The sequence below is a fragment of the Streptomyces sp. NPDC050264 genome (assembly GCF_040655895.1).
Taxonomy (GTDB): domain Bacteria; phylum Actinomycetota; class Actinomycetes; order Streptomycetales; family Streptomycetaceae; genus Streptomyces.
Genome location: NZ_JBFAKV010000031.1, coordinates 1 through 24,698 on the forward strand (window position 1 = coordinate 1; position 24,698 = coordinate 24,698).

The window sequence follows — 24,698 nt, forward strand, 5'->3', positions numbered from 1 at the left end:
TAAGCCGCAACCTGTTCAACCTGTGCAGCCCCGCCCGTCACCGGTGCGGGGCTGCACCCTGTGTTCGTTGTTCGTGTCCGCGTCTCCGCCCGCCGCTACCAACTGCTTTACGGCCGTAAGAGGTTGGCACGACATGTGCCGCATGTAGGCGCTGTGTCCGGTCGGCATACAGTGGCACGTTGGGATCTGGGCATGGCGAACCTTCGTGAGGCGCAGAAACTGATGACGCGCCGTCTGCTGCTGGAGTCAGGACTCGAGCTCTTCAAGCGGAAGGGGTACGCCGCCACCACGGTCGACGACATCGCGACCGCGGCAGGCATCACACGTGTGACCTTCTACGCGTACTTTCCGTCCCGCAGCGAACTGGTGAAGGCGCTCATCGACGAGCAGCTCAACGAGGCGCTGCAGCGCGTCGGTTCGCCCGAGCACGGCTCGACGGCGCTTGACCTCGTCACCACGGTCGCGGACGGAACACCGGAGGCGATCATGGCGTGGCTTCGGCGGACCGCCGACAGCCGGCCGGCGATCCGGCCCATCATCCGGGTCGGCCGGGACGCCGCCGTGGTCGACCCGGACCTCACCGATCTGGTCGAGCGTTGGATGGAAGAGGCGATCGGCGACATCGAGGACGGGCTGACGACGGCCGGCCGCCTCGAACCCCATCAACGCCACTTCAGGGGCGTGCTGGCGATGGCCCAGCTCGATTTCGTCGCGCAGAACTGGGACCGCGCCGACTGGAAGCTCACCCGGGACCAGATGCTCGACGAACCCGGCACCAGCTGGGTCCGGCTTCTCAGTGATCCGACCTGAGCCGACCTGACAGGGACGTTGCGGTCGGCGTCATCGGTGTCAGAGATGCGTCGCTACAGAGATGCGTCGCTACGTCGAACAGCAGCCCCCGCAGCCATGCGATGAAGTCCTGGTCGCTCAGCCGGGGGTTCCAGACCATGTCGATCCCGAGGCCGGGCAGCGGGAAGGGGAACTCCTCGACCCGCAGGTCGGAGAGTGCCTGCATGGCGGCGGCGACCTGGTGGCGAAGGAGCGCCAAGCCGCCGGCGCGGGTAACAAGGAAGGGCACCAGCAGAAAGTCGGAGATCAACTGACCGACGCGGTAGGGGACACCCTCTTCCTCCAGCACCGAGTACGGGAAACAGGTCGCTCAACCTGCGTCCGCGCCGCAAGCTCTCCTTCGAGCCCGAGTTCATGGGGGCCGAACACGCCGCCCCCGACGGCTTCTACCAGGCGCCGCTCACCGTCACCGACAGGGGCGAGGTGCTGAACTGGAGCACCGAGCCGTTCGAGAAGCCGACCGGCCTGATCGGGACCGGCGCGGCGCACCTGTTCGCGGAGATCGACCAGGACGACACCAACTTCATCCTGCGCATGTGGGACGAGGCGGCCGGCGGCAGCTGATCACCAGCGGCTACCTCAAGGCCTCCCACCGCGAACTCGACGAACAGCGCACCACCGAGGGAAACCCCTACCATCCGCACACCCGCGCGGTGCCCGTGGAGCCCGGGAAGATCGAGGAGTACGTGCTGCGGCTCTACCCGTTCACCGCCACCTTCCAGCCGGGTCACCGCCTGGTGGTGGAGGTGTCGAACGACGAGCCGATGGCCGACGCGCACAACGCGCTGCTACCGCCGGACGCCTTCCACCTGCCGGTGGGCCGCCCTGTCACCCACAAGATCTACCGCGACGCCGCGCACCCCTCCCGGCTGGTGTCGCCGTTCACGACATCGGTTCACGACCATCGCTCGGAACGTATGTGACGAGTAGCGAACTCCCCGCCTGACGCCGCCCCCTGGTCCGGACCGGTGGGTGGTCGCTACCGTCGTCCTCCGGCCTCTCGACGAGGCGAACCGCGGTCGGCCCGGCCGAACGCCTGCGAGGGGGTGCGGACTTGCTTGCTTTCGTCGGGACACTGTGGGTCGTGGGCGTGGTGCTTGTGGTCGCCGCGGTGGTAGGACAGGCCATCACCCTGGGCGGCACGGAGCTGCCCGCCCTCACCTCGGTCAAAGTGCGGTGGGCCGTCGCCGGGATCGGCGTGTTCGCGCTGCTGCTGGGATCCCTGCTGTTCGCGCAGAACCTTTCGGCGACGTCGGGCGCGGGCAGTGGCGGCGGCAACAGCCAGGCTGCGGGCCCGCCCCCGAGCACCTCGACCGACCCGACGCCGCCGACGTCCTCCGCTGAGCCGCCGCGGACCAAGTCGCCCTCGCCCACGCCCAGTACGGACCCGTCGGCCCCGAAAGATGTGCCGGCGGCCGATCCGCCCGCCTCGACACCGCCCGCGCCGACAGTCGAGCCCGCGAGGCCCGCGGTGAAGGTGCGCTGGAAAGGCACCCTGCTCCTCTACAGCAACGGCGCGCCCACGGGATGGTGGCTCGACAATGTGCCGCCGGCCCAGGCGGTGATCGGCGATCTCGGGCTCGAATGCGACTGTCACGCGGGAGAGGTGGTCGCTAACGCCATCGCGGGCTGGGACAGGTCGCAGGCGCCGACCTACCAGCAATGCTCAATGTCGAGCGGGCAGTTGGCGCGCCGCGCGCTGGCCGTGACGGAGGGGACCAGGGCCTGTCTGCGAACGCGGAACGGCCGCCTCGGCTCCATCACGGTGACCGACGTGGCGGGACCGTACGAACTGACGGTGGAAGCGACGGTCTGGGACCGGGGCTGACACACCCTGCCGCGCTTCGTGGGCGGGCTCCTACTTGCCGGAGCCGGTGTGGTAGCCGACCGGGTCGACGAAGACGTCGGGGGAGTTGCCGCTGTCGGGGGAGACGGTGATGCTCACGCCGTCGAGCTTCACGATCTCCGAGACGGTCTCGTTGGGCGGGGTGACGTCGAGGCGGGTGTAGGTCTTGCCGTTGCCGCTGGTGTCGGGGATGTAGTGCAGCAGGAACTGGGTCTCTTCGCCGGACGCGATGGTGACGGTGGAGCCGGTGGTGTCGGTGCGGGCGGCGTCGGGGCCGGTGTCGCCCAGGCCGTCGGGGCCGACCAGCTGAACACCGGCGAAGCCGCGCATGCTGCAGGTGTTGGCGCCGTTGTTCTTCATGTTGACGACGATCTCGTTCTTGATGCCCGAGGACGCGGCGGTGAAGCCGAGGTTGTCCGTCTTGCACGTGGAGTTCGACCCGGTGGTCTGCGTCTGGGTGGTGGCGCTGAGCTTGCTGCCCGTGCCCGAGCCGTTGGAGGAGTCGGACGAGGAGGAACCAGAGGTCGAACGCTCGTCGCCGGCGGTGCTGTTCGAGCTGGTGGACGCGCTGGTGTCGGAGGCCGCGCTCGTTCCGTCGCTGCCGCCGCAGGCGGTCAGCGAGAGACCGGCGGCGGCGACGACGAGGGCGAGTGCGGAGATCTTCTTGACGCGCATCGGTACTCCTGGGGGGAAGTGGTGTCCTCTCGCCCGCTCGGGCCGAGCGGGCGTTGTCGTTTCATAGGACACCCATGTCCGGGGAGTCGTTGCGACCGGAAGTGGATCAAGACGCCCCTGTGACATACGAGTCGACGGGCCGTGACAGAAGATCGCCGGAAGCGGGATCACCCGGGCGGGCCGTCGAGGCGCGCAGGACCGGGTGGGCGGGCAGCCGCGAGGTGACGGTGCGGCGGTGGCCGGCGAGCAGTTCGTGCAGGCGGGTGACGGCGAGCGCGCCCGCCTCCTGGAGCGGGACGTCGAGCGCTGTCACCGGCGGGGTCGTCGCGCCGAGGGTGCTGAGGTCGTCGGCCGCGGCCAGGCTCACGTCCTCGGGCACCCGGAGCCCGGCCACGGTGAGCCCGTGGAGCAGACCGAGCGTCAGGTAGCTGTTGTACGCGAGGACGGCCGTGGCGCCCCGGGGCAGCGACCGGGAAACCTCGATCCCGGCGTCGAACGTGGGGGGCAGAGGACCGAGGACATGGACACGGGCGCCCGCGTCCGCCGCCTGCGTGGTCAGGGCCGTACGCCGCTGCTCGTCCGCCCAGGAACCTGCCGGGCCGGATACGTACGCGATGTCGCGGTGGCCCTGCGACAGCAGATGGCCCAGGAGTTCGGCCAGTCCCGCCGCGGTGTCGGCCACCACGGCGGGCAGCCGTCCGACCTGGCGGTCGACCAGCACGAGCGGGCGGCGGCGGAAACGCTCCCGCAGCGCCGCGTCCGTGCCGACCGGGGTCACCATGATCAGTCCGTCGGCCTGCTCGGAGAGACGGTCGGCGAGCGCCGCCTCACGCTCGGGGTCGTACTCGGAGACCGCGATGAGCAGGTGGCTGTGCGTCTCCTCCGCCGCCTGCTGGGCGCCCATCACCAGCGGGGCGAAGAACGGGTTGGAGAGCGTCGGCACGATCAGGCCGACCAGGCCCGTGCGGCCGGTGGTCAGCGCACGAGCGGCGGCATTGGGCTGGAAACCGAGCTGCTCGGCCGCGTCCCGCACCCGCAGACGCGTGGGTTCGGCGACCAGTTCGGGGCGCTGCAGCGCCCGGGAGGCCGTGGCCTTGGACACCCCCGCCGCCCGCGCCACATCCATGAGCGTCGCCATCGTCGTCCCCCTGATCGGTGTGGCCGCCCGAGAGCTGCCCAAGCCCGCTGTTCACTTTCTCTTTACGGCATGCCATGATACCTGCAACCGGTCTCTGCAACCGGTTTCAGTACTCGGTTGCAGAGACCGTACCCAAGCCGGGTGCCCCGCACGCCCGCCTCCTCCCGCGCCGACGCCGCCGCAGGCAGCCCCTGCCCGCCCTCATCCCCGCCGAGGTCCCCGAATGTCCCCAACCGCTCCGCCGGCCGGCGAGCAGACCGACGCCGCGAGCCCACCGCCCGGACCGCCCGCCTCGCTCGTCGAGCGGCTGTTCCGCGTCCGAGCCCGAGGCAGCAGCCACCGCACCGAGCTCGTCGCCGGCGCCTCGATGTTCATGGCCGCCGCCTACGCGGTCGTCGTCGTGCCCGGTCAACTCGCGGGTGCAGGTGTGCCGCACGGAGCCGCCACCACCGCCGTCATCATCGCGATCGCCCTCGCCACCCTGGCGATGGGCCTGGTGGCCAACCTGCCCTTCGTCGTCGCTCCCGGCCTGGGCGGAGTGGCGCTCGTCGCGTTCACCATCGTCGGCCAGGACCACGTCCCCTGGGACACGGCGCTCGGCATGGTGTTCTGGTCCGGAGTCGCCTTCCTGGTCCTGACCCTGCTCGGGATCCGCGACCTCGTCACCCGGCTGATGCCGATGAACCTCAAGTACGCCATCAGCGGCGGCCTGGGTCTCTACATCGCCCTCATCGGATTCCGGGACGCCGACCTCGTCGTGGGCAACGCGGACAAGGCGGCCCTCGCCGTCGGCGACCTGTCGAAGGCGCCCGCGCTGCTCGCGCTCGGCGGTCTGCTGCTGCTCACCGCGCTCGCGGCGCGGAAGGTGCCGGGCGCCTTCCTCATCACCATCGCGGCGGTGACGGTCATCGGCGTACCGCTGGGTGTGACGGAGGTGCCGGACAGCCTCTTCACCGCCCCGGACTCGCCCGGACCGCTCCTGTTCCACATCGATGTCCTCGGCGCCCTCAAGCCCGAGTACTTCCCGTACATCTTCGCGTTCTTCGTGTCCGAGTTCTTCTCCATGACCGGGACCCTGCTGGCCGTCTCGGGGCGCGCCGGGCTCCTCGACAAGGACGGCAACATCCCCGGTGCCCGCCGTCCCTTCCTCGTCGACTCGGTGTCCGTGATGGGCGGGGCCGCAGTGGGCGCGCCCTCGATGACCGCCTATCTGGAGTCGTCGGCCGGCGCCGACGCGGGCGGGAAGACCGGACTGGCCTCGGTCTGGGCAGCGTGCGGCTTCGGGCTGCTGCTGCTCGTCACGCCGTTCGCGACGCTGATCCCCTCGGCCGCCACCGCGCCCGTGCTGATGTACATCGGCCTGAACATGCTGGGCGCGCTGAGGAACGTCGACTTCAAGGACCCGACGAACGCGATCCCGGCGGCGCTGACCGTCGCGACGACGCTGTTCTTCGGCAACTTCGGCACCGGTATCGCGACGGGCCTCGCGGCGCACGTGCTGGTCAAGACCGTCAGCGGCCGTGTCCGCGAAGTGGCCTGGCCGCTGTGGATCGTCATGATCCCGCTGGGCTACTACTTCTACACCCTCGTCCCGTGACATCCGTTCGTCCCGTGACGAGCGCTCTTGAAGGAGTACGACCCCATGAGTGAACAGCACGACCTCCGGATCAGCGGCGGGCGCGTGGTGTCCACGTTCACCGGTGAGGAGTTCGCCGCCGATGTCCTGGTCCGGGGGGAGCTGATCAGCGCGGTGCTGCCGCCGGGCACCCCCGCGCAGGCGCGGGAGGAGATCGACGCCACCGGCATGCTGATCGTCCCCGGTTTCGTGGACGCCCACATGCACATCGAGAGCGCGTTCCTGACGCCGCAGGAGTTCGCCGCGGTGACGCTGGCCCGCGGCACGACGACGGTCCTCGCCGATCCGCACGAGATCGTCAACGTCGCGGGACGGGACGCGATGCGCTGGATGATCGACGCCGGACGGGAGACCGCGCAGACCCAGCTCTGGGGCGTGCCGTCGTGCGTGCCCGCGCTGGAGGGGCTGGAGAACGCCGGGGCCGCCCTGTCCGCCGAGGACATCGCGGAGATGCTCCGCTGGCCGGGCGTGATCGCGCTGGGCGAGGTCATGGACTACCGGGCGGTCGTCGCGGGTGACCGCCGCATGCACGAGATCACCGCCGTCGCCCGCGAGCACGGCGCGATCCTCGACGGTCACTGCCCGAACCTGACCGGTGCCGAGCTGAGTGCCTACCTCGCCACGGGCGTCGACTCCGACCACACCAAGAACCGCACCGAGGTGCTGCTGGAGAAGGCCCGCCTGGGCATGACGATGATGCTCCAGGAGAAGTGCCTCACCGAGGACGTGGCGGCGGCTCTGCTGGCGCTGCCCCAGCTTCCGCCGCTGTGCCTCGTCACGGACGACCTCGCCGCCGACCACATCGTCACCAGGGGCCACCTCGACCACATCGCCCGGGTCGCGGTCGCCGCGGGGTTCCCGCCGCACGTCGTCCTGCGGGCCCTGACCTGGACACCGGCCCAGCGGATGCGCCTGTACGACCGCGGTGTCGTCTCGCCGGGCAAGCGCGCCGACCTGGTGCTCCTGCGCGGTGAACTGGCCGCGTTCGACCCCGCGTCGGTGCTGGCCGGGGGCCGGGTGGTGGGCCGGGACGGAGCGCCGGTCGACGAGACCCGGCCCATGGCCGTCCCCGGTCTGGACAGCCGGGTGGACGTGGAGGCACAGCACGCGGACGGCTTCCGCTGGCAGGTGGACCTGCCGGACGGCACGCACCGTTTCCGGGCCATGCGCGTGAACCCGCGCGACACCTACACCGAGGCGGCGGAGATCGAACTGCCCGTCTGCGGTGGCGAGGTGGAGTGGGAGGGCCGGGCCGTCCTGGTCCGCGTCCGCAACCGTTACGGGCGCGACGGCGTCGTCTGCGCCCCGCTCCTCGGCCGGGCTCTGGGCGAGGGCGCGGTCGCGACGACGTACGCCCACGACAGCCACAACCTGCTGACGATCGGTACGTCGCGGGCGGCGATGGCCGCGGCCGCGGCGACCGTGGTCGCCGACGGGGGCGGGGTGGCCGTGGTGCGCGGAGCCGAAGGAGAGACCGTCGCGGCGCGGATGCCGCTGCCTGTCGGGGGTGTCCTGTCGTCCCGCCCGGCCGGTGAGGTCGCCGAGGAGGCGGGCGCGGTACGGGCCGCTCTGGAGGCCTGGGGCTGGGACCACCTCAACCCGTTCATGAGCGTGTCGACCCTGACGCTCGCCGTCTCACCGGCACTGAAGATCACCGACCGGTCGCTGGTGGACGTGGTGCGCCGCGAACCGGTGGGGGCGACGATCACCGGCTGACGCGGACGCACGCGACGGCGCCGCCCCGCCCGAACGGGCGGGGCGGCGCCGTCGCGTGACCGGGACGTGGGCCCGGTGTCACAGCTCCGTGATCGCGGGCACCGCAATTCCGTCGGGAGCCGCCACCGTCAGCGCGCCGCCGTCTGCGTCGCGCGTCACCCGATACACGGCGGCCTGGCGGCCGTGCTGGTCGGGGACCGTGACGGTCACGTCGTGCGCGTCGGGGGCGACGAGCAGGGTGAGGCCGTCGACCCAGTCGCCGTCGGGCCGCTGTTCGTCCGCTCCGAACGGGAGCACCGCACCGGGGCGTACATACAGCGGCAGGCTGTCGTACCCGTGGGTCTCGCGGCGCCAGGCCGGACCCTGCACCCGTTCGCCGGTCAGCAGGTGGGTCCAGGTGCCTTCCGGCAGATAGAACTCGACGTCGCCGTCGGCGGAGAAGACGGGCGCGACCAGCAGGTCGGGGCCGAGCATGTACTGGCGGTCGAGGGCACGGGCGGTCGGATCGCCGGGGAACTCCAGGAGCATCGGCCGCATCAGCGGCACGCCCGCGGCGTGGGCCTCGGCCGCGACCCCGTACAGGTACGGCATGAGGCGGTGCTTGAGCTTGGTGAACGTGCGGGCCACGTCGACCGCCTCGTCACCGAACTCCCACGGCACCCGGTACGAGCTCGATCCGTGCAGGCGGCTGTGGGACGAGAGCAGGCCGAAGGCGAGCCAGCGCTTGAAGACCGCCCGGTCGGGGGTGCCCTCGAAGCCGCCGATGTCGTGCGACCAGAAGCCGAAGCCGGACAGGGAGAGCGAGAGGCCGCCGCGCAGGGACTCGGCCATGGCGCCGAACGACGACCAGCAGTCGCCGCCCCAGTGCACGGGGAACTGCTGGCCGCCCGCCGTCGCCGACCGGGCGAACAGGACCGCCTCGCCGATGGCGCGCTCCTTCTCCAGGAGTTCGAAGACCACCTGGTTGTAGAGGTGCGTGTAGTAGTTGTGCATGCGCTGCGGGTCGGAGCCGTCGTGCCAGACCACATCGGTGGGGATGCGCTCGCCGAAGTCGGTCTTGAAGCAGTCGACGCCCTGGTCGAGGAGGACCTTCAGCTTGCCCTGGAACCAGGCGCACGCGTCTGGGTTGGTGAAGTCGACGAGCCCCATGCCGGCCTGCCACAGGTCCCACTGCCAGATGTCGCCGTCGGCCTTCTTCACCAGGTAGCCGTTGGCGGCTGCCTCGTCGAACAGGGCCGACTTCTGGGCGATGTAGGGGTTGATCCAGAGGGAGATCCGCAGGCCGCGCTCCTTGAGCCGGGCCAGCATGCCCACCGGGTCGGGGAAGACGTCCGGGTCCCAGGTGAAGTCCGACCACTGGTACTCGCGCATCCAGAAGCAGTCGAAGTGGAAGACGCTCAGCGGGATGTCGCGCTCGGCCATGCCGTCGACGAACGACGTCACCGTCTCCTCGTCGTACTGCGTGGTGAACGACGTCGTCAGCCACAGACCGAACGACCAGGCCGGTGGCAGCGCAGGGCGGCCGGTCAGCGCGGTGTAGCGGCGCAGCACGTCCTTCGGGGTCGGGCCCGCGACGACGTAGTACTCCAGTGCCTGGTCCTCGACGCTGAACTGCATCTGGCCGACCGCTTCGGAGCCGATCTCGTAGCTGACCCTGCCGGGGTGGTTGACGAACACGCCGTAGGCCCCGGCGGGGGAGAGGTGCAGGCTGAACGGGACGTTCTTGTACGCCTGGTCGCTGCTGGTGCCGCCGTCGGCCTGCCACATGTCGACGACCTGGCCGTTCTTGACGAACGGGGTGAAGCGCTCGCCGAGGCCGTAGACCTGTTCGCCGACGCCGAGTGTCAACTGACCTGCCATGTGGTGTGTGCCGTCGCCGGTGGTGAAGAAGGCGGTGCCCTTGCGGCCCGCCGAGGTCACCTCGTGCCCGTCCGCGTCACGGAAGGACAGCGTCCAGGGCTCCGCCGTGTTCAGGCGCACCGACAGGGAGCCGCTCGCCAGCTCGACGACGTCGCCGTCCCGGTGCACGCGCCCGGCGGTGGTGTCCGTACCGGTGAGCTCGAAGTGCGGGCCGGCCCGCCGGGCACCCGCCAGGTGGGTCATCCGGACGCCGATCACTCCGTCGGCGGGGGAGAAGCATTCGGTGGTCAGCAGGGGGGAGTTGAGGGTGTCGCCGCGCCGCTCGACACGTTTGACGGAGGCGTACGCGGTGAAGCGGCCGTCGCCCGTACGGACGTCGCGGACCTCGGTGGCGTACGAGGCCTGGACCCCGTCGCGCATCAGCCAAAAGCCGTCGGTGAACTTCATGGTCTTCCCTGGGAGCAGAGGTGGTTCAGGTCAGTGGGGCGGGCGTCGTCCGGTCGATGACATCGGACAGCCGTCGCCGGTAAGGCTCTGACGACGTCATTTGACCCCACAGGAAACAAAAGAGCAAGGCGCACATGGTGAAGATTCGTCGAAGCGCTTCGATACCTGTAAAGCCTGGTGAAAGTGGGCTGGAGGAGCGAAGTCCGGGTCTGAGGGTCTAGCGCTTCGACGCTCCATGGCGTATTAGTCAATCAGGAAAACAAATACCCGGTGGACGCCGGGCAGTCGCGCAGCAGCAAAGGGCCGCACCATGTCCGATCCCCGCACTTGCACCCCTCGCCCGGCCGGTTCCGGACCCGGACGCGCCGGCCGGCTCGCCGTGCAGCAGCTGCTCGGCGTCCGCTGACGCCCGGCCCCCTTCGCGCAGCAGTCCCTACGGCCTGGGTCGGAGCCGTAGCGGGACACGCGAACACCCCGGCAGGACACCGGAGTTCCGCCGGGCCGGCCATCCCACTCAGGCAAGGGCAAACCACCGTGACAGCAGTTCCTCCACCGGACGCGACGCCCAGCAGGCGCCGACGGGCCCGACGAGCCGCGGCGCCGCTCACCGTCGTCTCCGCGCTCGTCGCCACCGCGGCGCTCGCCGGCTGCGGCGCCCAGCGCGACGACAGCGTCTACACCGTCCTCAACTCCTCGACCGACGACTCGTACCACGGCTGGGACGCGGCCACACTCACCCGCTGCAGCAAGCGGCTGGGCATCGACATCGAGCAGCAGAGCGTGCCCGCCGCGCAGGTCATGACGAAGTCGCTGCGCATGGCGTCGTCGAAGTCGCTCCCGGACGTCATCCAGTTCGACGCCTCCGAGATGCCGACATTCGCGGAGGCGGGCGGCCTGGTCGACCTGCGCTCACTGGGTCTGTCCAGCAAGGACATACCCAAGGGCATCGTCGACTTCGGCTCCTACAAGGGGACGTACTACGGGGCGGCGCGCACGGTGAACACCCTCGCCCTCTTCTACAACAAGGACATTCTCGACAAGGCCGGTCTCGAAGTCCCCACCACCTGGGCCGAGATGCAGGAGACGGCGAAGAAGCTCACCCAGGGCAAGCAGTACGGCATCGCCCTGAGCGCGGGCGGCGCCGAGGACGGTGTCTTCCAGTTCACCCCGTTCATGTGGTCCAACGGCGGCGACGAGACGGACCTCGCCACGCCGAAGGTCGCCGAGGCGCTCGACTACTGGAAGGGCCTCCTCAAGGACGGCTCGCTGTCCAGGTCGACCGTCAACTGGACGCAGGCCGACGTCAACGACCAGTTCATGGCGGGCAACGCCGCGATGATGATCAACGGACCGTGGCAGGTCGAGACCCTCAACACCAAGAAGAACCTGCACTGGGGCATCGCCCAGATCCCGGTTCCGAAGACGGGCGACAAGTCAGTGGGTCCGCTCGGCGGCGCCGTACTGACCGTGCCGAAGACCGGTGACAGCGCACGCGAGAAGACCGCCGCGAAGATCATCTCCTGCATGGCGAGCGAGAAGGAGCAGATCTCCTACGCGCGCAACAGCTGGATGGTCCCGGCCAACGAGAAGGCCGCCGCGATCTGGCGCAAGGACGTGCCCGAACTCGACGCCCTCGCCGACCAGGTGGCCACCGCCCGCTCCCGCACCACGAAGGTCGGGGCGCGCTGGGCATCCGTGTCGCTGGCCCTGCAGAGCGCCTTCCAGTCGGCGCTGACCGGCCAGTCCAGCGAGGCCGCGCTGAAGAAGGCGCAGACCCGCGCCATGAGCGGGAACTGAGGGGATTCACGAACATGTCGACCACCACGGCTTCCGCCACCGCCACCCGCCCGGCGCCCGCAGCCACCGTGAAACAGCGCGACCCCAGGCGCCGCCGCAGGCTCTCCCAGTGGGGCTTCATCGCCCCCGCCGTCGTCTTCATGCTGCTGTTCTTCGGTTACCCGCTCGTCCGCAACGTCGTGATGAGCTTCCAGGACTTCTCCCCGTCCACGTTCTTCGACGGCAAGTCGCCCTTCAACGGCACCGACAACTGGAGCAAGGTCTTCCACGACGACCTCTTCGGCAAGGCGCTGTGGCACACCATCGTCTTCACCGTCGGCTCCCTGCTCGGCCAGTTCGGAATCGGTCTCGCGCTCGCCGTCTTCTTCACGAAGAAGTTCCCGCTGAACGGCGTCCTGCGCTCGCTGATCCTGCTGCCCTGGCTGGTGCCGATGGTCGTCTCCGGCATCGTGTGGCGACGCATCCTCGACCAGGACACCGGCGTCCTCAACTCCTTCTTCGACACCCTCGGCCTCGGCGGCCACACCCCGTGGCTGACCAGCCCCGGCATGGCCCTGTTCTCCGTGATCATGGTGAACATCTGGATCGGCATCCCGTTCAACATGGTGATCCTCTACGGCGGACTGCAGGAGATCCCCAAGGAGCTGTACGAGGCCGGATCCCTGGACGGCGCCTCGGCCTGGCGCACCTTCCGCTCCATCACGCTGCCCCTGCTCAAGCCCGTGATCACCGTCGTCCTCGTCCTCGGCTTCATGTCGACGGTGAAGATCCTCGACCTGATCCTGGCCCTGACCGACGGCGGCCCCGCCGACTCCACCCAGACGCTGGGCACCCTCACCTACCAGAACTCCTTCGTCCAGCTCGACTTCGGCGCGGGCGCCGTCGTCGGCAACGTCCTGATCCTGATCTCCGCCGTCTTCGCGGTGTTCTACCTGCGGGCCAACCGCTCCGAGGGGAAGTGACCGGCATGGCGACCACTCACCCGTCTCTCGTGCGCAAACCGAGGCGCCGCTGGGGCACCACCGCCGCCGGCGTGGTCATCCTGTGCATGATGCTGTTCCCGCTGTACTGGATGATCAACACGGCACTGCAGCCCGAGTCCGGGCTGCTCGAAGTCTCGCCCGTACCGCACTCGTTGGACCTGTCAGGCTTCACGTCCGCAGTCCGCGAGCAGGGTGGCCACCTGCTCACCTCGTTCGCCGTCGCGCTCGGCGCCGTCGTCATCTGTCTCGCGATCGCCGCGCCCGCCGCGTACGGACTCGCCCAGTTCCGGCTGCGCGCCACCCGCACCATCGTCTTCGGCACACTCATCACGCAGATGGTCCCGGGCATCGTCATCGCCAACGCTCTCTACAGCGCGTATGTAGACCTCGGCCTGGTCAACTCCTACTTCGGCCTGATGCTCGCCGACGCCTCGCTCGGTATCCCCTTCGCCATCGTCCTGATGCGCTCGTTCATGGTGGCCATCCCCAAGGAAGTCATCGAGGCCGCCGAGGTCGACGGCGCGGGCAAGCTGCGCACCTTCGTCAGGGTCGTGCTGCCGATGAGCCGCAACTCCCTGATCACGGCGGGCCTGTTCTCCTTCCTGTACGCGTGGAGCGACTTCATGTTCGCGCTCACGCTCAACACCACCGACGACGTCAAGCCCGTCACCCTCGGCATCTACCAGTACATCGGCGCCCACGTCGGCGACTGGGGCTCCGTCATGGCCGCGTCCGTCCTGTCGGCCATCCCGGCGGCCGTGCTCCTCGTCCTCGCCCAGAAGTACATCGCCGCCGGCATCACCGGCGGATCCGTCAAGTAAGGCTGATCATGAGCGACCTGCCCGTATTCCCCGAAGGCTTCGTGTTCGGCGCGGCCACCGCCTCGTACCAGATCGAGGGAGCCGCCACCGAGGACGGACGCGGCCCCTCCATCTGGGACACCTACAGCCACACCCCGGGCCGTACGGACGGCGGCGACACCGGGGACGTGGCCTGCGACCACTACCACCGCTACCCCGAGGACGTGGCGCTGCTGCGCGGCCTCGGCGTGGACTCGTACCGCTTCTCCATCGCCTGGCCGCGGATCCAGCCGACGGGGGAGGGGCCCGCGAACCAGAAGGGCCTCGACTTCTACTCCCGCCTGGTGGACGAACTACTGGAGGCGGGCATCGAACCGGCCGCCACCCTCTACCACTGGGACCTGCCGCAGGCCCTGGAGGACAAGGGCGGCTGGCGCGTGCGCGAGACCGCCGAGCGGTTCGGCGAGTACGCGTCCATCGTCGCCGAACACCTCGCCGACCGCGTGCCCCGCTGGATCACCCTCAACGAGCCGTGGTGCAGCGCCTTCCTCGGCTACTCCGTGGGCCGCCACGCACCCGGCGCGAAGGAGGGCACCGGCGCCCTCGCCGCCGCCCACCACCTGCTCGTCGGCCACGGTCTGGCGATGAAGGCGCTGCGTGCGGCCGGAGTGGGCGAGGCGGGCATCACCCTCAACCTCGACCGCAACGTCCCCGCCACCGACTCGGCCGCCGACCGCGCCGCCGTGCTGCGCGCCGACACCCAGCACAACCTCGTATGGACCGAACCGATCCTCGCGGGCCGTTACCCGGCCTCCGACGAGGACACCTGGGGCGAACTGATCACCCGCCAGGAATTCCGGCGCGACGGCGACCTCGAACTGATCGCGCAGCCCCTGGACTTCCTCGGCATCAACTACTACCGGCCCATCGTCGTCGCCGACGCCCCGCACCGCGAGCCCGACCCGGCGGTGCGGGTCGCGACCGACAACCGGTACGCGGAGACGGTCTACCCGGGCGTGCGGCAGACGGCCATGGGCTGGCCGGTCGTCCCCGAGTCCTTCACGGACCTGCTGACCGACCTGAAGGCCACGTACGGTGACGCCCTGCCGCCCGTCCACATCACCGAGAACGGCTCCGCCGAGTACGACGAGGTCGCCGAGGACGGCGCCGTGCACGACGCCGACCGCGTCAGCTACCTGCACGACCACCTCACGGCGCTGCGCGCGGCCATGGACAAGGGCGTCGACGTACGCGGCTACTACGTGTGGTCGCTCCTGGACAACTTCGAGTGGGCGCTGGGCTACGCCAAGAGGTTCGGTATCGTCCGCGTCGACTACACCACGCAACAGCGCACCCCCAAGGACAGCTACCACTGGTACCGGAAGCTGATCGCGGCACACCGGCGCTGACCTCACCGCTCGGGCCGGCCTTGCGGACCGGCCCGGGCCCGCCCTGAGCGGACGCGCCGCGAGATCGACGCCAACGAGGTACTGACCAGGACCGAGGATCTGGAGAGGGCGTCAGCGGGAGGGGCCGACTCCTGGCGGTCGGGAGCAATCCAAGACGGGCCGGGATCCGGATCATAGTCAGGCACGATGCTGACGTGGCACATTGGAGTGAACGGAGCGAACGTTCGATGAGTGGGAGCAATACACGCGCTGCCGGACGGTCGGCTCTGCGGGTCGTGTCCGGTGGCGCCGATCCGCGGAGTGCGGTGCTGGTGCTGCACGGTGGCCGGGAGGCGGGGCGTGAACCGGCCCGGGCCTGGCAGCCGGCTGCCCTGCGTATGCGCCCGTTCCTCACGGCCGTGAGCCATGCGGTACCCCACCACCGGCTCCTGGTCGGATCGGTCCGCTACCGCTACAGGGGCTGGAACGGCGCCGCCGCCGACCCCTTGCGCGACACCGAGGACGCCCTCGCTGAACTGGCCCGCCGTGTGGGCGACATTCCAGTGGTGCTTCTCGGCCACTCCATGGGCGGCCGCGCCGCGCTGCGAGCAGCCGGTGCTCCCCATGTGCGCGGCGTGGTCGCCCTCGCCCCCTGGTGCCCCGACGGCGAACCGACAGACCACCTGCGCGACCGGACCGCGATCGTCGTGCACGGCGACCAGGACCGGATCACCGACCCTCGCGCTTCTACGGCGATGATGGGGCGCGCCCGCGCCCAGGGCGCCCGCACGGCCACACTCGTCGTGGCGGGCGGCGACCACGCGATGCTGCGCCGCGGCCGGGTATGGCATCGGACGGCGACCGCGGCGGTGGCGGAGGTCCTCGTCCCGGGCGCCGGATCACCGGTCGTGCGCGATGTCCTGAAGTCCGGTGCGCCGCACACGATCTGACGGAGCGCCTCTCACGGCGTGCGGAGCTGGGCGGGGAGCCCGGTCCAGCGCAGCTCGTGCGGGAGGTGGCCGACGTCGTTCTGGACCAGGATGGCGGCGGGCCGGGCCTCGGCATAGCGGATCACGGTCAGTGCCGCGTTGCCGTGGGTGAGACCCATCCAGCGCCACGCCGGCGCGTCAAGGGCATCACGGACCAGCCAGGCGACGAGGAATGCGTGGGTGACGACAAGGTCGTGCCGGGGTGCGTCCCCGTGCTCCACCGGCCCGGTGGACTCCGCGACCGCCCGGCGTGCCAACTCAGCACCCTGTGCGCGCTCTTCGGCCGAGACCGAAGCCAGACGCGGCAGCATGGTGTCGGCCAGCTCCGGCGGCAGCTCACTCCGCTCCGGCGCGTACGGGACGTAGTCCCCGGCGGCCTCGCACGCACGCAGCGGCACTCCGTCCAGCTGCTCCCCGATCACCTGGGCCGTCTGCGCCGCACGAGGCAGCGGACCGTGGTGGACGGCCGTCAGCGGAACGCCGCGAAGACGCAGGCCCAGCAACTCGGCCTGCCGTCGCCCGGCATCCGTGAGCCCGCCTTCTTCGGATGTGGCTTCACCATGACGGGCGAGATACAGGTATCGATCATGCATGCCGAGGTGGACGCCGTCCCGGCAGCCGCCGGTTCCCGGGGGCAAGCAGCGCGGCGGCTTATTGGTTTGCCGCCGGCCGGCCCGGCCGGATAGGAAGTTCGCATGCTCAGGGGCAACAAGGTCGGGCTCAGGGCCCGGCACGAGGACGACATCCCGGTCCTGCAGACCGAGCTCTACGACGACGTGGTCAACTACTCGCGGTCCGAGGTCCGGCCGTGGCGGCCGATCACACCCGGCTCGAAAGCCTCGCGGTTCGCGGTGGACGACACGGAGCAAGCCCATGTCTCCTTCTCGGCGGTGGAGTTGGACGGCGGCACGCTGGTCGGCACCGCGACGCTGTGGAACATCGACCAGCACAACCGCTCCGCGCACATCGGTCTCGGGCTGCTGCCGTCCTCCCGCGGCAAGGGCTACGGCACCGACGTGGTCGCGGTGCTGTGCCATTACGGTTTCGTCGTACGCGGCCTGCGGCGGCTGCAGATCGAGACGCTGTCGGACAACGCCGCGATGCTGCGAGCCGCCGAACGCAACGGCTTCGTACGTGAGGGCGTGCTGCGCTCCTCGGCCTGGGTGATGGGCGAGTTCCAGGACGACGTACTGCTCGGACTCCTCGTCCAGGAATGGGAGCCGGACCCGGATCGCCCGCTCCCCGACGCGGCTTGAACCTCGGCATCACCGGTCCGTGCCTGCGTCGAGGGACTCATGCCCGGCCTCCTCGACGGCGCCAACGAGCCCGGAAGGTCTTCGACTGTCGCCCTCCCGGGCGTAACTCCCTGTTCAACCAATGGTGATGGGCTGCACGGGCCAGGCGCGTGCCGTAAGGTCACCCGCCATCTGCGGTTCAGGCCGCGCGAGCGAGATGCAGAGGGGGCGGGAGCGTGTCAGGCATGCGCGACACGTGGTGGGAGCGGGCGATGTGCCGCACGGTCGATCCGGACGACCTGTTCGTGGAGGGCGCCGCGCAGACGGGCGCCAAGCGGATCTGTGCCGCCTGCGTGGTGAAAACCGAATGCCTGGCCCACGCCTTGGACGAGCGCATCGAGTACGGCGTGTGGGGAGGCATGACAGAACGCGAACGCCGCGCCCTGCTGCGCCGCCGCCCGACCGTCGCTTCCTGGCGCCGGCTGCTGGCGGCGGCCGAGGCGGATCACGCCCCGGGGGACCGCCGGGCGGAAGCCTCCTGACCGCACTCTCGCGCCAATCCGTGGCGGCGCGACGCGCGGCCGGCCCCACGGCCTGGCATGACGCGCGAACATCGGTCGTTCCTTCGGTCATTTCCCGCCACCTCTCGGGGAGTTGGGGCAGCGGAGCGGTCGCGCCCGGCTACTGTGGTGCCCGGCTCAACGCCACATCCCCCCGTGTGTGGCGTTGAGCCTTTACATATGTGAACCCGCCGACCGTGGGAGCCAGGGGGTCACCCGTTTGGCCTAACGGTGGTGAGTGGTCCATGTCAGCAAAATGCCTCGCTACGCGTAGTCCCCTCGGGCCTGACGGGACCGTGACGTCGGCGTTATGCCGCTAAACCTCCCTGTATCTGTTGCTACGTGCCCATATCCGGTGTTTTGGTGAGGTGTTGGGGCGCTACGAAAGTGCCGACGTCGAAGTCGATGTGGAGGAGCAATGATGCTCACCCTCCAAACCACGAGCCTCGTACTCGACAAGGAAGTCATCGAGGGGTTGATGGCCCCGTCAGAAGCGCCGGTCAGTGACGCGCCGATCCCGTCGCCGGAAGACGCCGGCGGCGGTACCGGAGCGCTGCTGCTCGGGCTGGGCCTTCTCCTCTCGCCGAAGGAGCCGAAGGAGCCGAAGGGCCGGTGATCAGCGAATGCTCACGCACCGCCCACAACGGGTCGGTTGAGCGATTGGCTCGTCGTGTGCTCGACGCCCTCCAGGGCGCCGGGCACACGACGCTCGCCGCCGCCCACTTGGAGCACGCCGCGGGCCTGTCGGCGGACGAGCAGACGGTGGCTCTGGCCGCCGTGCGTCTTCTTGGTGCGGACGTGATGGCGCCGTACGTGCTGACAGGTCGCACCCCACCCGCCGAAGAGAGCGATGCCATCGGCCTGGCGCTCGGCGCGCTCCCGCCGGCCGACCCACCCCCCGCCGCACCGCCCGAGGGCTCGGAGCAGGCGTGGGTGAGGGCATGGATCGACTGGGCCCTCGTCACCGTCCTCACGCGTGTCGACCCCACCTTCGTGGCGCCGAAGACGCCCGAACCTCCGTCGCCACCCCAGTGCGATACGGGAGCGGCGCGCAGGCGGCCACCCACCGCGGTACCCGGCGACGCGGTACGAGAGGGCTGGGTGCCCTGGTCGGTGCGGATGGGACAGCTGTCCTCGCTCGCTCTGCCCGGTCTCGACGGGCCGGTGCACGAAACCGCGCGGGCCGGTGCGACCGGGCTCGCGCGCGGCGCCACGCGCGCTGTGCTGCGGCGCGACTTTCCCGTGGCGGCACGGATCACCCGCTGGCTGGCCTGGCTCCACGCCGAGCACGTGGAGCTGCCGCTGGACCCGGCGCCGCTGACGGAGCACATCGCCCTGCTCGGCGGTGGCGGACGCGTCGCGCTGGACACCGCCATCTCCCGTCGACTGCTCGGCTTGGGGCCCGTATGAGTCACCCTCCCGCCGGAGTCGCACACGCCGTGAGTTCCCGGGCGCTGCGCTGGCTGCACGACAACCGCCAGTACGGCGGGCTGTCGGATCTCCCCGACGCCGACCTCAGCGCCGACCGGGGCGCGTACAAGGCTCTGGGCGAAACGGCCCTGGCGACCTCGCTGGTTCTGCGGAGCGGCGCCGCCGGAACGACCGAACTCACCCTTGCCGGCGACTTGCTCACCTTCTGCTGGCAGCAGACGGGCGAGGGCACGCTGCTGTACGAGCGGCTGCTGCGCAACCCTCTCAAGACAGACCCACTGGAAACGTACGCACACTTCGTCCGCGGTGGTTTCCGCAATCGGGAACTGGACCAACTCCTCGCGCATACGGTCCCGTTGACCTCCACCCGCGCGGCAGAACACGTGCCGAACCGTCGCCTCGGTGTCGCCAACGCCATCCGCGTGAGCGGGCAGGACCAGGGCCCCGCGACGCCCCGCTGGGCAGAACTCACCCGCGCCACCTGGCTCGGCCACACCCCCGACCCCTGGCACATCGACTGGCTGACCGCCTACGCCGTCACCCACACCGTCTACCACCTCACGGACTGGGGACGGCTCCCTGCTGGGCTTCCCGCGGACCTCGTCGCCTATCTCCAGTGCTGGCTCCCGGTGTGGACCGACATCTGGGCGGAGGCCGGGCACTGGGACCTGATGGCCGAACTGATGATCGCCGAGATGTGCCTGACCGACTCGCACGTCGACCCCGAGGACTGGCAGCGCCTGGCCGAGGTCCAGCACGAGGACGGCATGGTGCCCCGCGACGACCAGCCCGTGGACGACGACCCCGCCCAGCGGTTCGACGACCACCAGCACCCCACCATCGTCGCCGTCATCGCCGGCAACCTGGCGCTCACCCGCGCGCTGGAAGACCCACAGCCGAACTGATGCCGCCCGAGCCGACGCCACCCGACGTGGCCGCGCCGCCACTGGATCCCACGCTCGGGCCCACAGCGGCGCCTCAACTCCAGGCGCTGCTGGCCGCGGCGCCGTCGGCCAGCGCCATCGCGGTCGGCCTGCACCACAAGGGGCGGCGCGCCCTCCTCGTGCACGGCGCTACGGCACACCACGATGGCGTACCCGTGGACGCGGCAACCCGCTTCGAACTGGGCTCAGTCACCAAAACCTTCACCGCTCTGCTGCTGGCCGAGCAGGCAGCCCGCGGCGAACTGCGCCACCACGACCCCGTCATCCGCCATCTGCCGCCCGGCACCCGCCCACCGCCCGGCGGAACCGCCATCAGCCTCACTCACCTGGCCACCCACACCTCCGGCCTGCCCCGGCTGCCGCCGGGCCTGATGCGCGCGGCGGTCCCGCACCTGTTCACCAACCCCTACGCCGCCTTCACCTCCGCCGACGCCCTGCACGCTCTCTCCCGTGCCCGGCTACGGTCCCGGCCGGGCACCCGCATGCGTTACTCGAACTTCGGCGTCGGCATTCTGGGACACGCCCTGACCGGTGCGGCCGGTGCGCAGGACTACGCGTCTCTGCTGGACGCCCGCATTCTGCGCCCGCTCGGCCTGCACGACACGGACTGCGGCGGCGCCGCCCCGGACGGCGCGTCGTATGTCACCGGCTACCGGCACCACAGTCCCCGGCCGCCCTTCCACATCCCCGGAATGCCGGCAGCCGGAGCCGTCCGCTCCAGCGTGGGAGATCTGCTGACCTTCACCGAAGCGCTGCTCGCGCCGGACAGTGCCGTACAGGACCCGGCGCGGCCCGCCCCCCTGCGTGCCGCCCTGCACGACACGACTCGGCCGCGTCTCGCCATCCGGCACGGCACCCAGCAGCTCTCACTGATCTGGAACGTCCGCCCGCGGCGCGACGGTTCGCGCATCTATCACCACTCGGGCGGCACCCCTGGCTGCACCGTCTTCGCCGGCTTCAGCCCACAACAGCGCGTCGCTGTCGTCGCCCTCGCCAACTGCGCCCCCGGCCGGGGCAACGACCTCATCCAACAGGCCTACAACACATTGCTGCGTCTCGGCGCCTGAGCAGGGGCGGAGCGGTGCGGGGTCCTCGTCCATCAGCCGTGCGGACTCGCCGCCGAAGGGATGACGGTCTGCAACCCGGCGCGGGGTGCCGGTTATGAATGGAGTCCCGAATCAGGAGGTTTTTTCCATGTCATCCCGGTCTCGCTTCGTCCTGGGCACGACTGTCGGCGTCTCGCTTCTACTGGGCGCTCAACCGGCCACCGCCGCCGAACCGAACGAGTTCGTCACTGTCGATTCGCTCGGACGGGTTGCCGCGGACGGCACCGTGACGCTGTCCGGTACCTACCGTTGTCATCACAGCACCGGCCCCGCCTTCATTTCCTCCTCCATCAGGGAGGGCTCCGCCGCTGTGCAGCACGGCATCGGCGGGAGCGCGGCCCGGTGCGACGGACTCGAGCACACCTGGAAGAACACCGGCAAGACCGGGGGCGACACGGTGCAGCCCGGTGTCGTGCACGCGGAGGCCACCGTGATGGAACTCCGCTCTCAGCACGGGCTGCCCCTCCCGTACTTCCACGCGACGCACAAGCAGGACGTGACGCTGAGCAAGTGAGGCTGCCGGCCGGCCCCCGTTGTGCCCGCCCTCAGGGCCCGGAAGCCCTGAGTGCGGGCGCCTACTGCGGTTCGGTCGCGATCATGATCAGATTGCCGCAGGTGTCGTCGAGGACGGCCGTGGTGACGGGGCCCATCTCCTCGGGCTCCTGGGTGAAGCGGACGCCGAGGCCGCGCAGGCGCTCGTACTCCGCCCGCACATCGTCGACGGCGAACTGGGCGAGCGGAATGCCGTCCTCGACGAGCGAGTCGCGGTAGGTCCTGGCAGCAGGATGGGCGGCGGGCTCCAGGAGGAGCTCGGGGCCGCCGGACTCGTCGGGCGAGACGACGGTCAGCCACCGGTCCCTCTCGCCCACCGGCACGTCCTGCTTCTTCACGAAGCCGAGGATCTCGGTGTAGAAGTGCAGCGCCTTGGCCTGGTCGTCGACGAAGACGCTGGTCAGGTGGATCTTCATGGAGTGTTCTCCTCTGGCTTCAGGCTCGGGGCAAAACGATTCCGGCGTGGTGGGCGGCAGCACCCGGACGCAGGGTCCAGGGGACCGTACCTGTTGTGGTCAGCCATTCGTTCGCGATCAGACGTTGCACCACGAATCCCTTGATCGGGCGAGCGAGATCCCAGCCGAGCCCCTCGCTGAGCTGCGTATAGGAAGGGCCGTGACCGTGCTCGGTACGGAAGGACACCGTGAACCGGGCCGCCTCGGGGCCACGGTCGGGATGGGCGTCCTTCCACTCACCGTAGGCCGTGCGCTGCCGACGCGGCACGGGACGCCACTGAGCGGGAACGGTGAACGCCGAGGCCACGTCCTCGACGGAACGGGCGCAGCGAGAACAGTCCTCCACGGCTTGTACATGGCGCAGCAACGCGGGACTGGCCTTCAGCTTCCATGCCTCCCAAGCCGCGGGATCGAAGTCGAGGCTTCGTGCTGCCGCGTCCTTGTCGCTCTGCTGAGCGCGGGATGCCCTGGGCAGTACACCCTGCGGGCTCGCCGGAGCCATGCCGGACAGTTGTGCGACGGCGGAAGTCAACGCGTAATGCTCGCCGTCGCTCTGCGTGCCTTGTGTGATCTGCGCGGTCTGGGTGAGGAAGCCCCGAGCAACCAGTTCCGGCACCGCGGCCCGGCACGACGCGGGCAGCTCATCGGGCAACGCGCCACCGGCCCGAGGCGAGGTGTGCGCTGCCAGGAACAGAGCGGCCCAACGGACCTCGACCGATGCCTTCTTGACCGGCTTCGCCGAAAGGGTCGTCTTCACCCACCCCGACACCCGCGAGCGCATGAGTTTGCCGAAAGCCAGCGGGCTGTCCCCGCTGACCGCGAGGTCGGGCACGGTCACGGCCACCGGCGCCTCGAAGTCGGGGTCGAGCAGTTCATCCGCCACATCCCAGCCCAGCCCCCGCAGCGCGTCCAGGGTGCCTCGAGGGTCGGACAGTCGCAGGCCGCGCAGATCCAGACCGGTGACGTTCCCCGTACCGCCCTGCGCCGCCCGGATGGCCACGACCGTGGCCAACAGGCGGCTCCCGTCCTCGGCAAGCGGAAGACCGACGACGTAACGAAGGAGCTCGCGGGCCGCGTGGCCCTGAGAGCTGGTCAACAAGTACGGCGGAGCGCCGACGGGCGTCTCTTGATCCTGAGGCGTGCAAGGTGCAGACATACCGCGACAACGCGCCCACGCGGCCGCAGTTACGTGAAACGCCGCATAAGGGGCATCCGGGCGGACTGCTGAAAATGTCGCATCTGAGAGCCGGACCTGCGCCGTCGTAGCTGTCGTAGGTCAGTGTGAAATGCCGGTCGGCTTGAGCTGCCGGATGCGTGTGTCGAGTTCGCGCTGGTAGAAGTCGATGAAGCCGTCGGGGTCGGGGCCGGCGTTCTGCATGACCAGCCTGTCGAAGCCGGCGTCGACGAAGGGCTGGGCCGCCTTGACGAACCGGTCCGGGTCGGTGCCGCAGGCGAACTTTTCCAGGATGTCCTCCTCGCGCACGGTCGCGGTCGCGGCATCGAAGTTGACCGGGTTGGGCAGCTCGCTCATGACCTTCCACCCGGTCAGGGCCCAGCGTGACGTTTCCAGCGCTGCCTTCGCGGCGGTGTGTTCATCGGGCGCCCAGGCCATGGGGACCTCGGCATAGCGCGGGCCCGTGCCGCCGGCCTTCTGGTAGTGCTCGACGATCTCCGGCTTCGCCTCGGTGGCGAAGAGACCGTCGCCGAGGTCCGCGGCGAGGCGCGCCGACAGTGAGCCACTGGCGGCGACCGCGATGAGCGGCAGTTCGTCGGGGAGGTCGAATACGCGGGCGTCCTGCAACTGCAGATGCTTCCCTTCGTAGGACCGGTACCCCCCGCTCCACAACAGCCGGATGATCTCCAGGGCTTCTTTGAGCATTTCGTGCCGGGGACGGACCGTATTCGGAAAGCCGGGGCCGACGACGTGTTCGTTGAGCCGCTCTCCCGAGCCGACACCGAGGACGAACCGTCCCTCGGACATCAGGGCGAGCGTGGCGGCGGCCTGAGCGATGATCGCCGGGTGGTACCGGACCGTCGGGCAGGTCACACCGGTCGCCAGGCCGATCCGTGAGGTCTTGGCCGCGATGCCGCCGAGCACGGACCAGGCGAACGGGGAATGGCCCTGATTGTCGAGCCATGGATGGTAGTGGTCGCTGATCTCGACGAAGTCGAAGCCCGCTTGCTCTGCCAGGACTGCCTGGCGTACCAGTTCCGCCGGGCCGAATGCCTCGGCGGCCAGCTTGTAACCTACCTGCACGTGTTCCTCGTTCCTCGAGTTTCGGGCCGGACCG

The 24,698-nt window shown here is 70.0% G+C and carries 24 protein-coding genes and 1 pseudogene; 17 read left to right on the plus strand and 8 right to left on the minus strand.

Features of this window, described 5'->3' with window-relative positions; all coding sequences use genetic code 11:
• Positions 1–192 precede the first annotated feature (192 nt).
• Complete coding sequence (locus AB0J02_RS37660) at positions 193–810, plus strand: TetR/AcrR family transcriptional regulator (protein WP_363198379.1); 618 nt, start codon at positions 193–195, stop codon at positions 808–810.
• Here the strand turns inward: AB0J02_RS37660 and AB0J02_RS37665 are convergent.
• Positions 794–1,138 carry a hypothetical protein gene (locus AB0J02_RS37665; RefSeq protein ID WP_363198380.1) on the minus strand — a complete coding sequence of 115 codons (345 nt, stop codon included), beginning with the start codon at positions 1,136–1,138 and terminating at the stop codon, positions 794–796. The genes AB0J02_RS37660 and AB0J02_RS37665 overlap by 17 nt on opposite strands.
• A gap of 26 nt (positions 1,139–1,164) precedes the next feature.
• Between AB0J02_RS37665 and AB0J02_RS37670 the strand changes: the two are divergent.
• Together AB0J02_RS37670 and AB0J02_RS37675 are read left to right on the plus strand one after the other, a co-directional pair.
• A pseudogene (locus AB0J02_RS37670) lies at positions 1,165–1,772 on the plus strand (CocE/NonD family hydrolase C-terminal non-catalytic domain-containing protein).
• A 161-nt stretch (positions 1,773–1,933) separates the two neighbouring features.
• Positions 1,934–2,677, plus strand: coding sequence for a hypothetical protein (locus AB0J02_RS37675; RefSeq protein ID WP_363198381.1), 744 nt, complete (start codon positions 1,934–1,936; stop codon positions 2,675–2,677).
• A gap of 30 nt (positions 2,678–2,707) precedes the next feature.
• On the opposite strand, the gene AB0J02_RS37680 is transcribed toward AB0J02_RS37675, so the two are convergent.
• Both AB0J02_RS37680 and AB0J02_RS37685 read right to left on the minus strand, forming a co-directional pair.
• Positions 2,708–3,370 (minus strand): DUF4232 domain-containing protein, encoded by a 663-nt coding sequence (locus tag AB0J02_RS37680; protein ID WP_363198382.1) that lies wholly within the window; start codon positions 3,368–3,370, stop codon positions 2,708–2,710.
• Between the two features lie 106 nt (positions 3,371–3,476).
• Positions 3,477–4,508, minus strand: coding sequence for a LacI family DNA-binding transcriptional regulator (locus tag AB0J02_RS37685; RefSeq protein ID WP_363198383.1), 1,032 nt, complete (start codon positions 4,506–4,508; stop codon positions 3,477–3,479).
• Between the two features lie 223 nt (positions 4,509–4,731).
• On the opposite strand from AB0J02_RS37685, the gene AB0J02_RS37690 reads away from it, so the two are divergent.
• Together AB0J02_RS37690 and AB0J02_RS37695 are read left to right on the plus strand one after the other, a co-directional pair.
• Positions 4,732–6,105: an NCS2 family permease gene (locus tag AB0J02_RS37690; protein ID WP_363198384.1), complete on the plus strand. Its 1,374-nt coding sequence runs from the start codon at positions 4,732–4,734 to the stop codon at positions 6,103–6,105.
• A gap of 45 nt (positions 6,106–6,150) precedes the next feature.
• The gene (locus AB0J02_RS37695) at positions 6,151–7,860 is read left to right on the plus strand and encodes an adenine deaminase C-terminal domain-containing protein (protein WP_363198385.1); all 1,710 of its coding nucleotides are present in this window, start codon (positions 6,151–6,153) and stop codon (positions 7,858–7,860) included.
• A 78-nt stretch (positions 7,861–7,938) separates the two neighbouring features.
• Here the strand turns inward: AB0J02_RS37695 and yicI are convergent, their stop codons facing one another.
• Positions 7,939–10,167, minus strand: coding sequence for an alpha-xylosidase (gene yicI, locus AB0J02_RS37700; protein ID WP_363198386.1), 2,229 nt, complete (start codon positions 10,165–10,167; stop codon positions 7,939–7,941).
• A gap of 534 nt (positions 10,168–10,701) precedes the next feature.
• Here yicI and AB0J02_RS37705 point away from each other — a divergent pair.
• The 5 genes from AB0J02_RS37705 to AB0J02_RS37725 all read left to right on the plus strand — a co-directional run bounded on the left by AB0J02_RS37705 (position 10,702) and on the right by AB0J02_RS37725 (position 16,085).
• The gene (locus AB0J02_RS37705) at positions 10,702–11,964 is read left to right on the plus strand and encodes a sugar ABC transporter substrate-binding protein (RefSeq protein ID WP_363198387.1); all 1,263 of its coding nucleotides are present in this window, start codon (positions 10,702–10,704) and stop codon (positions 11,962–11,964) included.
• A gap of 14 nt (positions 11,965–11,978) precedes the next feature.
• Positions 11,979–12,926, plus strand: coding sequence for a sugar ABC transporter permease (locus AB0J02_RS37710; protein ID WP_363198388.1), 948 nt, complete (start codon positions 11,979–11,981; stop codon positions 12,924–12,926).
• 5 nt (positions 12,927–12,931) lie between these two features.
• The gene (locus AB0J02_RS37715) at positions 12,932–13,768 is read left to right on the plus strand and encodes a carbohydrate ABC transporter permease (protein ID WP_363198389.1); all 837 of its coding nucleotides are present in this window, start codon (positions 12,932–12,934) and stop codon (positions 13,766–13,768) included.
• Positions 13,769–13,776: 8 nt separating this feature from the next.
• The gene (locus tag AB0J02_RS37720) at positions 13,777–15,156 is read left to right on the plus strand and encodes a GH1 family beta-glucosidase (protein WP_363198390.1); all 1,380 of its coding nucleotides are present in this window, start codon (positions 13,777–13,779) and stop codon (positions 15,154–15,156) included.
• Positions 15,157–15,383: 227 nt separating this feature from the next.
• The gene (locus AB0J02_RS37725; RefSeq protein WP_363198391.1) at positions 15,384–16,085 is read left to right on the plus strand and encodes an alpha/beta fold hydrolase; all 702 of its coding nucleotides are present in this window, start codon (positions 15,384–15,386) and stop codon (positions 16,083–16,085) included.
• 11 nt (positions 16,086–16,096) lie between these two features.
• Here AB0J02_RS37725 and AB0J02_RS37730 read toward each other — a convergent pair whose 3' ends face one another.
• A complete protein-coding gene (locus tag AB0J02_RS37730; RefSeq protein ID WP_363198392.1) occupies positions 16,097–16,717 on the minus strand; it encodes a histidine phosphatase family protein in 621 nt (206 codons plus the stop codon).
• A 102-nt stretch (positions 16,718–16,819) separates the two neighbouring features.
• Here AB0J02_RS37730 and AB0J02_RS37735 point away from each other — a divergent pair, with 102 nt between their 5' ends.
• The 7 genes from AB0J02_RS37735 (at position 16,820) to AB0J02_RS37765 (ending at position 21,914) form a co-directional block, all read left to right on the plus strand.
• On the plus strand, positions 16,820–17,380 hold the full coding sequence (locus AB0J02_RS37735; protein WP_363198393.1) for a GNAT family protein: 561 nt from the start codon (positions 16,820–16,822) through the stop codon (positions 17,378–17,380).
• A gap of 224 nt (positions 17,381–17,604) precedes the next feature.
• Positions 17,605–17,901, plus strand: a complete 297-nt coding sequence (locus tag AB0J02_RS37740) for a WhiB family transcriptional regulator (protein WP_363198394.1) — start codon at positions 17,605–17,607, stop codon at positions 17,899–17,901.
• Between the two features lie 436 nt (positions 17,902–18,337).
• On the plus strand, positions 18,338–18,535 hold the full coding sequence (locus tag AB0J02_RS37745; protein WP_363198395.1) for a hypothetical protein: 198 nt from the start codon (positions 18,338–18,340) through the stop codon (positions 18,533–18,535).
• Between the two features lie 56 nt (positions 18,536–18,591).
• Positions 18,592–19,329, plus strand: a complete 738-nt coding sequence (locus tag AB0J02_RS37750) for a hypothetical protein (RefSeq protein ID WP_363198396.1) — start codon at positions 18,592–18,594, stop codon at positions 19,327–19,329.
• Positions 19,326–20,255 carry a hypothetical protein gene (locus AB0J02_RS37755; protein WP_363198397.1) on the plus strand — a complete coding sequence of 310 codons (930 nt, stop codon included), beginning with the start codon at positions 19,326–19,328 and terminating at the stop codon, positions 20,253–20,255. Before AB0J02_RS37750 ends, AB0J02_RS37755 begins: the two co-directional genes overlap by 4 nt.
• A complete protein-coding gene (locus tag AB0J02_RS37760; RefSeq protein ID WP_363198398.1) occupies positions 20,255–21,361 on the plus strand; it encodes a serine hydrolase domain-containing protein in 1,107 nt (368 codons plus the stop codon). Before AB0J02_RS37755 ends, AB0J02_RS37760 begins: the two co-directional genes overlap by 1 nt.
• A 127-nt stretch (positions 21,362–21,488) precedes the next feature.
• Positions 21,489–21,914, plus strand: a complete 426-nt coding sequence (locus AB0J02_RS37765; protein WP_363198399.1) for a DUF6299 family protein — start codon at positions 21,489–21,491, stop codon at positions 21,912–21,914.
• Positions 21,915–21,975: 61 nt separating this feature from the next.
• Here the strand turns inward: AB0J02_RS37765 and AB0J02_RS37770 are convergent, their stop codons facing one another.
• The 3 genes from AB0J02_RS37770 to AB0J02_RS37780 form a co-directional block, all read right to left on the minus strand.
• On the minus strand, positions 21,976–22,368 hold the full coding sequence (locus tag AB0J02_RS37770) for a VOC family protein (protein ID WP_363198400.1): 393 nt from the start codon (positions 22,366–22,368) through the stop codon (positions 21,976–21,978).
• A 19-nt stretch (positions 22,369–22,387) separates the two neighbouring features.
• Positions 22,388–23,503: a hypothetical protein gene (locus AB0J02_RS37775; protein WP_363198401.1), complete on the minus strand. Its 1,116-nt coding sequence runs from the start codon at positions 23,501–23,503 to the stop codon at positions 22,388–22,390.
• A 180-nt stretch (positions 23,504–23,683) separates the two neighbouring features.
• Complete coding sequence (locus AB0J02_RS37780; protein WP_363198402.1) at positions 23,684–24,664, minus strand: TIGR03557 family F420-dependent LLM class oxidoreductase; 981 nt, start codon at positions 24,662–24,664, stop codon at positions 23,684–23,686.
• Between the last annotated feature and the right edge of the window lie 34 nt (positions 24,665–24,698).